The 13,185-nt window shown below is 71.2% G+C and carries 9 protein-coding genes; 7 read left to right on the forward strand and 2 right to left on the reverse strand.

Features of this window, described 5'->3' with window-relative positions; all coding sequences use genetic code 11:
• The first annotated feature begins 50 nt into the window (after positions 1-50).
• The 3 genes from rplU to obgE all read left to right on the forward strand — a co-directional run bounded on the left by rplU (position 51) and on the right by obgE (position 2,195).
• A complete protein-coding gene (gene rplU / locus ACZ3OF_RS05470; protein WP_015033583.1) occupies positions 51-371 on the forward strand; it encodes a 50S ribosomal protein L21 in 321 nt (106 codons plus the stop codon).
• Positions 372-385: 14 nt separating this feature from the next.
• Positions 386-640, forward strand: a complete 255-nt coding sequence (gene rpmA / locus ACZ3OF_RS05475) for a 50S ribosomal protein L27 (protein WP_073914109.1) — start codon at positions 386-388, stop codon at positions 638-640.
• A 115-nt stretch (positions 641-755) separates the two neighbouring features.
• Positions 756-2,195, forward strand: coding sequence for a GTPase ObgE (gene obgE, locus ACZ3OF_RS05480; RefSeq protein ID WP_361678570.1), 1,440 nt, complete (start codon positions 756-758; stop codon positions 2,193-2,195).
• A gap of 159 nt (positions 2,196-2,354) precedes the next feature.
• Here the strand turns inward: obgE and ACZ3OF_RS05485 are convergent, their stop codons facing one another.
• Entirely contained in the window at positions 2,355-4,523 is a 2,169-nt protein-coding gene (locus ACZ3OF_RS05485) for a PIG-L family deacetylase (RefSeq protein ID WP_361681795.1), read from the reverse strand.
• 193 nt (positions 4,524-4,716) lie between these two features.
• On the opposite strand from ACZ3OF_RS05485, the gene ACZ3OF_RS05490 reads away from it, so the two are divergent.
• Together ACZ3OF_RS05490 and ACZ3OF_RS05495 are read left to right on the forward strand one after the other, a co-directional pair.
• A complete protein-coding gene (locus ACZ3OF_RS05490) occupies positions 4,717-5,727 on the forward strand; it encodes a hypothetical protein (RefSeq protein WP_361681792.1) in 1,011 nt (336 codons plus the stop codon).
• The gene (locus tag ACZ3OF_RS05495; RefSeq protein WP_361681789.1) at positions 5,724-8,534 is read left to right on the forward strand and encodes a stealth conserved region 3 domain-containing protein; all 2,811 of its coding nucleotides are present in this window, start codon (positions 5,724-5,726) and stop codon (positions 8,532-8,534) included. The genes ACZ3OF_RS05490 and ACZ3OF_RS05495 overlap by 4 nt, the downstream gene beginning before the upstream one ends.
• Positions 8,535-8,607: 73 nt before the next feature.
• Here ACZ3OF_RS05495 and ACZ3OF_RS05500 read toward each other — a convergent pair whose 3' ends face one another.
• On the reverse strand, positions 8,608-10,347 hold the full coding sequence (locus ACZ3OF_RS05500; RefSeq protein WP_361681786.1) for a stealth family protein: 1,740 nt from the start codon (positions 10,345-10,347) through the stop codon (positions 8,608-8,610).
• Positions 10,348-10,542: 195 nt separating this feature from the next.
• Between ACZ3OF_RS05500 and ACZ3OF_RS05505 the strand changes: the two genes are divergently transcribed.
• Together ACZ3OF_RS05505 and galE are read left to right on the forward strand one after the other, a co-directional pair.
• Positions 10,543-12,123 carry a glycosyltransferase family 2 protein gene (locus ACZ3OF_RS05505; RefSeq protein WP_467302993.1) on the forward strand — a complete coding sequence of 527 codons (1,581 nt, stop codon included), beginning with the start codon at positions 10,543-10,545 and terminating at the stop codon, positions 12,121-12,123.
• Positions 12,124-12,142: 19 nt separating this feature from the next.
• Entirely contained in the window at positions 12,143-13,129 is a 987-nt protein-coding gene (gene galE / locus ACZ3OF_RS05510; protein ID WP_361681780.1) for a UDP-glucose 4-epimerase GalE, read from the forward strand.
• The last annotated feature ends 56 nt before the right edge of the window (positions 13,130-13,185 follow it).

The following is a 13,185-nucleotide window of genomic DNA, read 5'->3' on the forward strand; positions in this document are numbered from 1 at the left end:
TGTGAGCGGCTGGCATCAGGGGACCGTTCCCGAGTGAGAGAGAGATCCGCGTGTACGCCATCGTGCGCAGCGGTGGTCGCCAGCACAAGGTTGCTGTCGGCGACATCGTTGAGGTTGACAAGATTTCCACTGCCAAGGTTGGCGACACCGTAGAGCTCTCTACGCTGCTCGTTGTCGACGGCGACGCCGTGACCAGCGACCCGTGGGTGCTGGCCGGTATCAAGGTCACGGCCGAGGTCGTGGACCACCACAAGGGCGCGAAGATCGACATCCTTCGCTACAAGAACAAGACCGGTTACCGCCGTCGCCAGGGCCACCGCCAGCAGTACACGGCGATCAAGGTCACCGGCATCCCCGCGGCTGCGAAGTAAGGGACTGAGGAGAGATGGCACACAAGAAGGGCGCATCGTCCACCCGGAACGGTCGCGATTCCAATGCTCAGCGGCTCGGCGTGAAGCGCTTCGGCGGTCAGGTCGTCAGCGCCGGTGAGATCCTGATCCGCCAGCGCGGCACCCACTTCCACCCGGGCTCGGGCGTCGGCCGTGGCGGCGACGACACGCTGTTCGCCCTGCAGGCCGGTTCGGTGCAGTTCGGCACCCACCGTGGCCGCAAGGTCGTGAACATCGTTCCGGTCGCCTGATCGGTTCTTTTGCGGAGGCGGACCTCACTTCCCGGCAGGGAAGCGGGTCCGCCTTTCGCGTGTTACTAGATAGACATTCCACCCCGTAGTACCCCTTGTAATTGGAGGCACAACCATGACCACCTTCGTGGACCGCGTCGAGCTGCATGTCGCCGCGGGTAACGGAGGCCACGGCTGCGCCTCCGTACACCGGGAGAAGTTCAAGCCGCTCGGCGGCCCCGACGGCGGCAACGGCGGCCGTGGCGGCGATGTGATCCTGGTCGTCGACCAGGCGATCACCACGCTCCTCGAGTACCACCACTCGCCGCACCGCAAGGCGACCAACGGTCAGCCCGGTGCCGGCGACAACCGCTCCGGCAAGGACGGCCAGGACCTCGTCCTCACCGTGCCCGACGGCACCGTCGTCCTCGACAAGCAGGGCAACGTCCTCGCCGACCTGGTCGGCCAGGGCACCACCTTCGTCGCGGGCCAGGGTGGCCGCGGCGGCCTCGGCAACGCCGCGCTGTCCTCCGCGCGCCGCAAGGCCCCCGGCTTCGCGCTCCTCGGCGAGCCGGGTGAGGCGCGGGACATCGTCCTGGAGCTGAAGACCGTCGCCGACGTGGCGCTGGTCGGCTACCCGAGCGCCGGCAAGTCCTCGCTGATCTCCGTCCTGTCGGCCGCCAAGCCGAAGATCGCGGACTACCCCTTCACCACGCTCGTCCCGAACCTGGGCGTCGTCACGGCCGGTTCGACGGTCTACACGATCGCCGACGTGCCGGGTCTGATCCCGGGAGCCAGCCAGGGCCGCGGCCTGGGCCTTGAGTTCCTGCGCCATGTGGAGCGCTGCTCGGTGCTCGTGCACGTCCTGGACACGGCGACGCTGGAGTCCGACCGTGACCCGGTCACCGACCTCGACATCATCGAGGAAGAGCTGAAGCAGTACGGCGGTCTCGAGGACCGTCCGCGCATCGTCGTCCTCAACAAGATCGACATCCCGGACGGTCAGGACCTGGCGGACATGATCCGCCCGGACCTGGAGGCGCGCGGCTACCAGGTCTTCGAGGCGTCGGCCGTGGCCCGTACGGGTCTGAAGGAGCTGTCCTTCGCGCTGGCCGACATCGTCGCCAAGGCGCGTGCGGCCAAGCCGAAGGAGGAGTCGACGCGGATCGTCCTCCGCCCGAAGGCGGTCGATGACGCGGGCTTCACGGTCACGTACGACGAGGCCGAGGACGTCTACCGGGTGCGCGGCGAGAAGCCGGAGCGCTGGGTCCGCCAGACCGACTTCAACAACGACGAGGCCGTCGGTTACCTGGCCGACCGCCTCAACCGCCTGGGCGTCGAGGACGCCCTGATGAAGGCGGGCGCCCGCGCGGGCGACGGCGTCGCGATCGGCTCCGAGGACAACGCGGTCGTCTTCGACTGGGAGCCGACGATGATGGCCGGCGCGGAGATGCTCGGCCGCCGAGGCGAGGACCACCGCCTCGAGGCCCCGCGCCCGGCCGCGCAGCGCCGCCGCGACCGCGAGGCGGAGCGGGACGACGCGCAGCGCGAGTTCGACGAGTTCAACCCGTTCTAGGGGCTGCCCCTGGCCCGGCCGGCCTGAACGACGAGCGCCGCCGTACCCCTCCGGAGGGGTACGGCGGCGCTCGTCGTTCAGGCCCCGGTCCACCCGTGCCGCGCGCCCCGCGTGCCACTTCGGCCGTGGGGCGCTCGCGCGGTCAGGCGGTCAGGGCCCTCAGGACGCCTGGCTGTCCGCCATGTCCCGTAGGCGGGTGATGACCGGGCGGCCCGTCAGACCGAGGGTGACCACGGCCGCCGGAGCGCCGCCGGCCGGCGACAGCGCTGCCGGGGTGCCCACCGTGACCGCATGCTGCCGGGCGCGCGCCTCGGCCACTCCGCCGTCGCGGACGTCGTAGACCAGCGCCTCGCCGCCCCCGGCGGCGGCCGCCATCAGCAGCCCGTCCGCGCTCGGCTTGCGGCCGCCGACCAGGCTGACCCGGCCGTAGCCCGGCACGACCGGGTTCGCCACGGTCGTCCAGCGTCCCGTCCGCCCCGCGGCGAGCCGCTCGACCATCACGCGGTCGCTCGTCACCGGCCGGTAGCCGAGCAGCACGGAACCGTCCGAGGCGGTCACCGCGTCCGGCACGTCCCCCGGCCTCGCCACGAAGCGCCGCGAGCCCTTGCGCAGTTCGGCGGACGGCTTGCGCTGCGCCCAGTGCTCCACCCAGCCGGGCGCGGCGGCGAAGACATGGATGAGCCCGCCGCCGTCCACCGTCGCGGCGAGGCCGTCCTGGACGTACCCGCCGGGCAGCGACCGCCACGGTGACCAGGTGCCCTGCTCGTCGAGGACGCGGGTGCTCACTCCCTTGTGCCCGTTCCGTACGAAGACGTGGATCCGGCCGTCGGAGCCGGTCACCGCGGTCGGCGGACCGGTCAGCCGGGAGCGCCGCGGGCGGTTCTCGGGGTTGCCGAGCCCGACCCAGCTGGACTCGAACGCCCCGCCGGGCGTCCGCTGCCGCAGCATGACGATCTCGCGGACGTTCCGGGACGTGGCGCCCTCCAGCCGGGAGAAGCGCAGGGCGAAGATCAGCTGGCGCCCCTTCGCGTCCGTGGTCACGGAGATCGCGGGTGCCAGCGGTCCGCCGCCGAGGTCCTCGGGGGCGCCCAGTACCCCGGCGGACGTGCCGCTCCAGCGGGCGAGGCGGGTGCCGAGCACGGCGTACACGGTCAGGGTGCCGTCCTCGGCGGTCACGACCTGGGGCCCGGCGTTCGGGTAGCGCCGGTGGGTGCTGCGGACCCACCCCTTCTTCGACACGAGGACGCGGTCGGAGCCGATCGCGTAGTCCCCGCAGCCGGAGGCGTTGCCGCACTCCCAGGACGGGTCGCCGCCGTAGGCGTTGAGGTACTCGGTCTTGAGGGCGACCGTCTCGGGCGGCAGATTGTGCGGCCAGCGCTGGTTGTAGTAGCCGCGGTACGACTCGGTCTGGAACGCGGGCGCCTTGCCGCGGCGTGCCGTGCCGTCGGCCCACTCGGCCAGCGCGCGCCAGGTGAAGAGCGCCGTCGCGGTGTGGTCGGGGTGGTCGGAGTAGCCGGCCTGGTCGCTGCCACGCGGATGCCGCTTGTCGTGGACCTGGGCGTCGGGGTCGGGGTCGAGGGTCCGTATCAGGGTGGGCCGGTAGCGCCGCAGCAGGGAGACGAGGGTGCCCACCAGGTCCTCGCGACCGTAGGAGAACGAGCCCCGGACCGGGGACTCGGGGGTGGGCTGGGTGGGGAGGCGGACGCCGGGCGTGCCCCACAGGTGGGCCATGTTGACCGGCCGGCCCCGGTCCTTCGCGTGCATCCGTATGTTGAGGAAGATCAGCTCCGCGCGCCGTCCCTGGTGCTCCAGCACGTTGAGCTCGGCCTCCCGGCCCTCGGGCAGTGGGAGCGTGGTCCGCTCCCACGTCGTGAAGAGGGGGGCGCCGAGCATTCGCGCGTACGCCTGCCGCAGGCCCTGCTGGCGAGAGGAGACGTACGCGGGTATGTTCGCGGACGGGTTCGGTCGGCCGGGTACGGCGTTCACGCCGAAGGAACCGCCGTCCGTGACATAGACGGAGATCACCGGCACGCCGTTCGACAGCGTGTGGATCACGTCGGGGTTCATGAAGAAGAGGTCGTCGTCCGGGTGGGCCACGATCTGCATCACCCGAGCACCGCCGGGCTCCGCGAATCCGTTCCGCGGCTCGGCGCCCAGCTGCCGCACCGGCATTCCGGAGCCGCCACCGCCCGCGTGGTCGCCCGGAGGCGCGGAGGCGGGTGCGGTGGTGCAGCCACTCACGAGTCCGGCCAGCGTGATGCCGGCCGCGGTTCCGAGCAGCGTGCGTCGCGACGGCACAAAGTGGTCGAAGTTGCTCCGGCGGCCCATCTTCCCCCTGCTTTCCTGCTGACGATCCGGCGAGATCGCCACAGGTAAAGAGGGGAAACGGCCACATGGGTTTCACTTGATCGAGTGATTGCGGTCACATAATGGTCAAATCAGGAGTCAACTTGCCATTGAACTTCGTCCTTGACAGCATGTGCCGCTGACTGTCTGCTGAGAATGGAAGCCGGGAATCGCCGTGAGTGACTCACTGCTGCCCTACGCGGTGGGCGCTGCGAAGCGTGCGCGCCGGGCCGCCGTACGCATGCGCCGTCGAGTTGAGCAGTTGCACACCGTGCCGGCGATCGGTGGCGGGATCCGGCCGGGCGCACAGCTCAAGCCCGTGCACTTCTCCGTCTCCAGCGGCAGGACGCTGAACGTCGCCGTCGCCGTCCCCGGCCGACGCGTCGCCTCCGCCGAACTCGTGCTGTCGCACGGCACGAGCCGTGAGCGGGTGCCTCTGGAGCTCGAACCACAGGCCGACGGAACGGCGCTGCTCACCGCGACCGTCCCCTTGCGCCACCAGGGCCACCCGGAGCCCGCCGGCCGCGGACCGGTGCTCGGCAGCGGCATCTGGCGGATCGCGGTCCTGATCACGGACGAGGACGGGCAGACCCGACGTGCGGCCATCGCCGCGGCCGCGGGACAGGACCTCTCCGACGGCCCCACCCTTCCGGTTTCGCCGTCGCCGACGAGCGGCGCGACCTTCCGGCTCGTGCGCTCGGTCGACGGCTTCGCGCTGCTGAAGGTCCGAGCCCCCCGCCCGCACGCCGAACTCACCTCGTTCGACCTGCGCTGGGACCGGGTCACCGTGCACGGACGACTCATCGGTGTCGCCCCCGCCAAAGCCGCCGCCGGGACGGCGGAGGCGGCGCTGCGCCGAGGCAACCACAAGGCCGTCACCGTCACGCCCGAGTGGCAGGACGACCGCTTCACCTTCGACGTCCCTCTGGACAGGATGGGCGGAGGGCGCGGCACGGCCCGGACCTGGGACCTGTACCTGCGGCTCGGCGGCACCCGGCTGAAGATCGCCCGGAAGCTGACCGACGTCCGCCACCCCAAGCAGGTCTACCGGACCCCCTTCCGCATCGTCGCCCTCGACAACGGCTCCCTCCTGCGGGTGCACGCCCATGTCACCGCGGCCGGAGCGCTCGCCGTCAACTGCGCAGATGTCATAGCCGCGCACCCCAGTACAGAGGAAGTCGCATGAAGATCACGTTTCTGCTCACCTGGGGTGACGAAATGGGCGGCACCGAGATGGCCGCCTACACCCAGGCGATCCACCTCGCGCCCCGGCATGACGTCGAGGTCCTCAGTGTCTTCAAGACGCGGCAGGAACCCTTCTTCTCGGCGGCCCGCAAGGTGAAGCGGCGCTACCTGGTGGACCGGACCGGCGCCGTCGAGCGCCCCGTGCGGAGCTCCACCCTCGACGCCGAGGCCTGCCGCACACTGACCTCCCTCCCCAGCGAGATCATCAAGCCGTCCTGGGAGAGCACCTTCAACCGGCTCTCCGACATCGAGATGACCCAGGCGCTCGGCTCGCTGGACTCCGACGTCCTCGTCACGACCACGCCGGCCCTCATGGCCGCCGTCGCCGACCTCGCGCCGGCCCGTGTCGTCACCGTCCACCAGGAGCACCGCGCCTCCCAGCTGCGCGGCGTCTCCGGCGAGCCCCTCCTCGTGTACGCGCCCCGGATCGACGCCCTGGTCTCGCTCACCGAGCGCACCAACGACTGGTTCGCCGACTCGCTCGGCGCCGCGGCGCCCGAGCTCGTCGCCATTCCGAACGCGGTGCCCGACGGCTACCGCCAGCGCTCCGACCTCGAGAGCAAGACGATCGTCCTGGCTGCCCGGATGACCCCGGAGAAGCAGCTGGACCACGCGATCCACGCCTTCCACCGTGTCTCCGCCGACTTCCCCGACTGGACTCTGCGGATCTTCGGTGACGGCCCGCAGCAGGTGCGACTGCGTCATCTCGTCGAGGGGCTCGGAATCCACTCGCGGGTGGAGCTCATGGGCCGCTCCGACCAGATGGAGCAGGAGTGGGCCAAGGCGGCGCTCTGCCTGCTGCCCTCGCGCAACGAGGCGTTCCCCCTGGTCCTCCTCGAAGTCTTCGCCGCGGGTGTGCCCGTGATCGCGTACGACATCGTCACCGGCCCCGCCGAGATCATCCGCCACGACGTGGACGGACTGCTGGTCCCGCCGCGGGACATCGACTCCCTGGCCGCGGCCATGTCCCGGCTGATGGAGGACGACGACACCCGCCACGCCTTCGGCAAGGCGGCGCGTGCCGGCGTCAACGAGCGCTTCTCCGGCGAGAAGATCACCGCGCAGTGGGAGGAGCTCTTCGAGCGTCTCGTCGCTCGCCGTGACACTCCCGAGCGCCTCGCCGCGCGGGCCGACCGTACCGCCCTGCGGATCGCGCAGGGCGGTACCAAGAGCTTCAGCGTCGCCGCTCCCGTCTCCCTGCTCGCCAACTCCGCCGACGAGCAGAAGGCGCGCGAGGTGATGATCCAGGCGCAGAACCGGTCCCTGATCCGCTCCGCCGGCCGCCTGGCGGAGGAGCGGGACGACATCGACGGCCCGACGATGGCCGATCTCAACCTGGAGATCACGGCCAAGGCCTTCGAGAACGCCGGAGTCCCCTTCACCCTCGTCCGCAACGACGGCCTCGCGCACCTGGTGGCCGTCCCGGTCGAGCACCGTGAAAGCGCCCTCCGGGCGCTCGCGACCGAGCTGCAGGGCAAGCCCGTGTACGGCGAGCTCATCACGCCGCGCGGCGCCGCCCCCGGAGCCGTACTGGCCGAGCGGCTCGAAACCGTCGGTGAGGTCGCCGGTGTGAAGGTCTTCAAGCCGGTGACGAGCGCGAGCCGGACGCTGCGCTACGGGCCGGCGTACGGCTGCACCGTCGAGTTCTGGGACGAGGACGAGGACGGCTGGCGCAACAGCCCGCGTTCGGCCACGCTCCTCGGCCGCCGCCTGCCGTCGCTGGAGCCCACCGCCAAGCTTCAGGTCGGCGAGCACGCCTACCCGACGCTGACCCAGTTCACCAAGCAGCTGATGTGGGAAGTCGACTTCCCGATCGACGTCGTCTACACGTGGGTCGACGACACCGACCCGGCGTGGCGCAAGCGCCGTGACGACGTCCGCCGCAAGCTGGACATGCCCGTCGACGACGCCGACAGCGGTGACGTCCGCTTCCGCAACCGCGACGAACTGCGGTACTCGCTGCGGTCGCTGCAGATGTTCGCGCCGTGGGTGCGCACCATCTACCTGGTGACGGACGACCAGACGCCCGAGTGGCTGGACACCGACCAGCCCGGCATCGAGGTGGTCGCCCACAAGGACATCTTCCCGGACCAGTCCTGGCTGCCCACGTTCAACTCGCACGCCATCGAGAGCCAGCTGCACCGGATCGAGGGGCTCTCCGAGCAGTTCCTCTACTTCAACGACGACGTCTTCATCGGCCGTCCGCTCTCGCCCGGCTCGTTCTTCCTGAGCAACGGTGTCGCGAAGCTGTTCCGTTCGCCGACCGCCGTCCCGCCGAGCGACCCGTCGCCCGACGACGAGGGCTACTTCGCCGCGGCGAAGAACAACCGGGCCCTGCTGGAGCAGGCGTTCGGGCGGGTCGCCACGCACGGCTTCCTGCATGCCCCGCACCCCCTGCGCCGCAGCGTGCTGGCCGAGATCGCCGAGCGGTTCCCCGAGGAGGTCTCGGCAACGGCCCGTAACCCGTTCCGGGCCAACTCGGACCTGTCGATCACCTCGTCGCTGCACCACCACTACGGCTACCTCACGGGCAGCTCGGTGCCGTCGGCGATCTCCTGCAGCTACGTCAACGTCGGCAACTACGACCACCACTCGGTGCTCAGCCGGCTGCTGGCCTCCCGGAGCCACGACGTCTTCTGCATCGGTGAGTCCGCGGACGCGGAGGTGCCGGTGGACGAGCAGGACCGCGTGCTGCGGGCCTTCCTGAACGCCTACTTCCCGGTCCGTTCGCGTTTCGAGCGGAGCTGATTCCACACAGAAGAGGGGGGCCCTTCCCCGTCCGGCCGGACGGGGAAGGGCCCCCCTCTCGTTTCTACGCGCGCTACGGCTTCTTCTCGTAAGGGCTCGGGACCGGGAAGTACGCCTCCAGGAAGGGCGTGATCAAGTCCTTCTGGTCGGTCACGTCCTGCTCCGTCGACACCGTGTCGTTGACACAGAAGACGGCCTTGTCGCGGCTGGCGAGCAGCCGGCCGAGCCGGGTCTCCGTCCACGGATGCGTCAGGTCCAGGTACGCGTACGGCAGCTGGGACGGCACCGCCCGCTGGGTGTGGAAGGCGTAGTAGTGGTGCAGCGACGACGAGATGGAGATGTCGTCGATGCTGCGGAACCTGCTCGCCTCCGTACGGCGGTACTCGGCCTCGAACTCGGTCTCGATCTCCGTCAGCACGCTGCGGCGCAGCGGGTGCGGCATGTGCTTCATCTTCTGGACCAGGACGGCGCCGTAACGCTCCTCGATCAGGCGCCGGTTGTTCTTTCCGGCCGCGGCGACCGGCGGGTCGTCGACGGTCCGCTCGCCGAGCGGCACCAGGGCCGGGGACGGGAAGAACTTGGTCAGCCCGTTGGAGTGGAAGAAGTCCTGCGGGGTGACCTCGTTGCCGAGCATCACGTCGTCGTTGAAGTAGAGGAAGTGCTCGGACAGTCCCTCGATGTGGTGAAGCTGGCTCTCGATGGCGTGCGAGTTGAACGTCGGCAGCAGGTCGGGGGAGCGGAAGACGTCCTTGTGGCTGACCACCTTCAGGCCGGGGACCTCGGTGTCCAGCCAGTCGGGCTGCTGGTCGTCGGTCACCAGGTAGATGGTGCGGACCCACGGCGCGTACATGTGCAGCGAGCGCAGCGAGTACCGCAGCTCGTCGCGGCTGAGGTAGCGCGCCGCGTTGGCCGCCTCCGCGTGGTAGGCCTCGCCCGAGAACTCGGCGCGACGGCGCAGCCAGGCGGGGTCGGAGCCGTCGACCCAGGTGTAGACGACGTCGATCGGGAAGGTGACCTCGTCGGTGTGGACGACGGCCGTCTCCGCGCGGGCCGGAACCCGGGCCGCGTCGGCCGCCTCGCGGGGCGCGAGGCTGGTGAAGTACGACTCCGGCACGGTGACGGTCTCGCCCCGCAGCGGCAGGGCGGAGGCGATCTTGCCGGGCCTCGGCGCCACCAGCTCGCCGTCCTCCTCGTGCCAGAACTCCACGTCGCAGCCGTACCGGTCACCGAGCTTCAGCAGACGCGTGGGATCGGTGTGGTACCAGGTGAGGCGCAGCACGTCGGCGTCGCGCAGCCGCTGCCAGGTGGCCGCCTCGAAGCCGGGCTGCGAGGTCGCCGAGACGGCGCTGCTCCCCCCGACCGGGGCCACGTAGCCCGGCAGCCGGTTGCAGGCGTCGGTGAGCGCCGTGATGACGGCGGCGCGGTCCTCGGCCCGTACGGCCACGGCGGCGGCGGTGTCCGACTGGCTCCGTACGCAGAAGTGCTCGATCCCCGCCCCGGCCAGTGCGCTCAGCACGGAGTCCAGGTTCGCGCGGCGGGCCTCCAGCGGGGTGATCCCGGTGGAGACCAGGGCGACCTTCGACTCGCGGCCGACGCTGATCACGGCGCGGTCGGGGGCGGCGGTGAGTGTCTCGTACCGCTTGGCGACCCGGCCGCTGCGCAGCCGCTCGGCCGCGGCCGTGCCGTTCGCGATCCGGATCTTCAGACGGCGGCGGACGTCGGCGTCGACCTGCGCGACGATGGCCTTCCGCACGCGTTCCGGTATGGCTCGGCGGTAGACCCCAAGCAGCCGGGGTGCCTCGGGATTGCGCACTGCGGTCGACTCCTGAACCTGGACATACGGACATGTGAACGTATCCAGTATGACGGGTGACGACCCCCCTCCCGGAGGGGCCCGGAGCACCCGGGACGAACGCCGCCCGGCGCGCGATCCGTCGGGCGCGCGTCCCGTAGGATCCCCGATGTGAGTAGCGTCACCCCGCCTCAGGTAGCGGGCAAACTCGGTGTCGTGGTAATCGCACACAATGACGAGGCCCTGGTCGGTGAGGCGATCCGGTCCGTCCTCGACCAGGGACCCGTGGTGGCGGAGGTCATCGCCGTCGACGACGGTTCGAGCGACGGCACGGCACGGGTCCTGGACGAGCTGGCCGCGCTCCACCCCCGGCTGCGCGTCGTCCACCGCACGGTGAACAGCGGCGGCTGTGGCACCCCGCGCAACGACGGCGTCCGCGCGGTCACCGCTCCCGTGGTGATATTCCTCGACAGCGACGACATCCTCCCCGAGGGGGCGGCCGAGGCGCTGGTCGCGGCGGCCGAGCTCCATCGCGCCCCCGTCGCCGTCGGCGCCTGCGTACGGCGTGAGCTGCCCGAAGGCCGCGACGTGCGCTGGCAGCCCGCGCTCTACCACGAGCCGGCCCTCCTGGAAACGGCGGCGGACCTCACCCCGCTGGTCCACGACACGCTCTGCGTCAACAAGGTCTACGACCGGTCCTTCCTCGCCGAGCACGGCATCCTCTTCCCCGAAGGCCACTGCGTCTACGAGGACTTCCTCTTCACCGCGCGCGTCCTGGCCGCCGCGCCACGCGTCGCCGTGGTCCCCGACACGGTCTACGTCTGGCACGTGCGCCGCGCCGCCGCCCATCTGTCCATCTCCCTCGACCGGGACGGCGTCACCAACTGGCGGGCCAGGGTCGCCGCCCACCGCACCGCCGTCGAGACCTTCGAGGCGGCCGGCCGTACCGAGCTCGCCGCCGCCTGCCGCACCAAGTTCCTCGAACACGACCTGCGCCTGTACGCCCGCGAGTTGAGGCGCCGCGACGCCGGGTACCGCAGCGAGTGGTGGGCGGCGACCCGGGAACACCTCAAGACGTTCGACGAGAGCGACCTCGCCGCGGCGGCGGCCCCCTCGCGCTGGATGGCCCGCTTCATCCTGGCCGCCGACGAGCCCCGGGACCTGACCCGGCTGTCCCGGCTCGCCGCCGAACCGGCCCGGCTCCTCCCGCCGTACGCCCGGAGCGGGGGCGCCGCCGTCTGGTCCGACGACCTTCCCGGCGCGGAGCTGGACGGCATTGACACCCTGCCCCTGGCCGCCCTCCCGGGGGTCGTCGACGCCGCCCTGTACTGCGGCCGGGGCGGCGAACTGCGGTTCACGGTGCGCGATCTGTACGGCAGGCTGAGCGCGGCCGTGCCCCGTACCGCGCAGGTGTCGTTCCTGCCCCGCGGCTCGGACGCGTCCGTCCGTACCGAGCGGGCCGAGCTGCGTGAGGTGGCGGGCGGCTGGACCGGCCGCGTCCCGGCCGGACTCACCGCCCTCGCGCTGGCGGGCCGCGGCCGGGGAGACAGGGGCATCCAGCTCTGGGACCTCCGGATCACGGTGGACTGCGCCGATGGCGAGTCCTTCGCGACCGCGCTGCGGCTGCCGGAGGAGCGGCAGCGACGGTGGGTCCTGCCGAGCAGCCGGTACGGTGTACTGCTGGTGCAGCAGTACACCACGGCCAACGGCTCGCTCGCGGTGCGGATCGCACCCGGTGTCCGTGACGGGCTCCGGGCAGTCGGAGCCAGGCTCCGCAGGCTCTCCCGCGGGACTTAGCGAAAGGGATTTGGGCGTTATGACTTATCTGATCACCGGTGGTGCCGGATACATCGGCTCGCACGTGGTCCGCGCCATGACGCAGGCGGGGGAGCGGGTCGTCGTCCTCGACGACCTGTCCACGGGCTACCAGGAGCGGATTCCGGAGGGCGTGCCCCTGGTGGTCGGTTCGACCCTGGACCGCGAGGTGCTCGACCGGACCATCGCCGAGCACGGTGTCACGGGCGTCGTCCACCTCGCCGCGAAGAAGCAGGTCGGCGAGTCCGTCGAGCAGCCCCTGCACTACTACCGCGAGAACGTGCTGGGCCTCACCGTCCTCCTCGAGGCCGTGGCCGCCGCCGGCGTGCGCAACTTCCTCTTCTCCTCCTCGGCCGCCGTCTACGGCATGCCCGACGTCGACCTCGTCACCGAGGAGACGCCCTGCCTGCCGCTGAGCCCGTACGGCGAGACCAAGCTCGCCGGCGAGTGGCTGGTCCGGGCGGCCGGCAAGGCCCACGGCATCTCCACGGCCTGCCTGCGCTACTTCAACGTGGCGGGCGCCGCGACCCCCGAGCTGGCCGACACCGGTGTCTTCAACCTGGTCCCGATGGTCTTCGAGCGGCTCGACGCCGGTGAGGCCCCGCGGATCTTCGGTGACGACTACGCCACCCCGGACGGCACCTGCGTCCGTGACTACATCCACGTCGAGGACCTCGCCGACGCGCACCTCGTGGCCGCGCGCAAGCTCGCCGAGTGGGCCGCCGCCGGCGAGCCGCGCGATCTGACGGTCAACATCGGCCGTGGCGAGGGTGTCTCCGTCACCGAGATGATCGACCTGATCAACGAGATCACCGGCCACTCCGCCGCGCCCGTCGTCACCCCGCGCCGCCCCGGCGACCCGGCCCGCGTCGTCGCCTCCGCGGACCGCATCGCCACGGAGCTGGGCTGGAAGGCCCGCCACGACGTCCGCGACATGATCGACTCCGCCTGGACGGGCTGGGTCGCCCGCCGCGGCGTCTCCGCCTGATCCGAGGCCGCTACGCAGGCGATACGAAGGGAGGACCGCCGGTCACCGGCGGTCCT

The organism is Streptomyces sp. NPDC022552 (assembly GCF_055561875.1).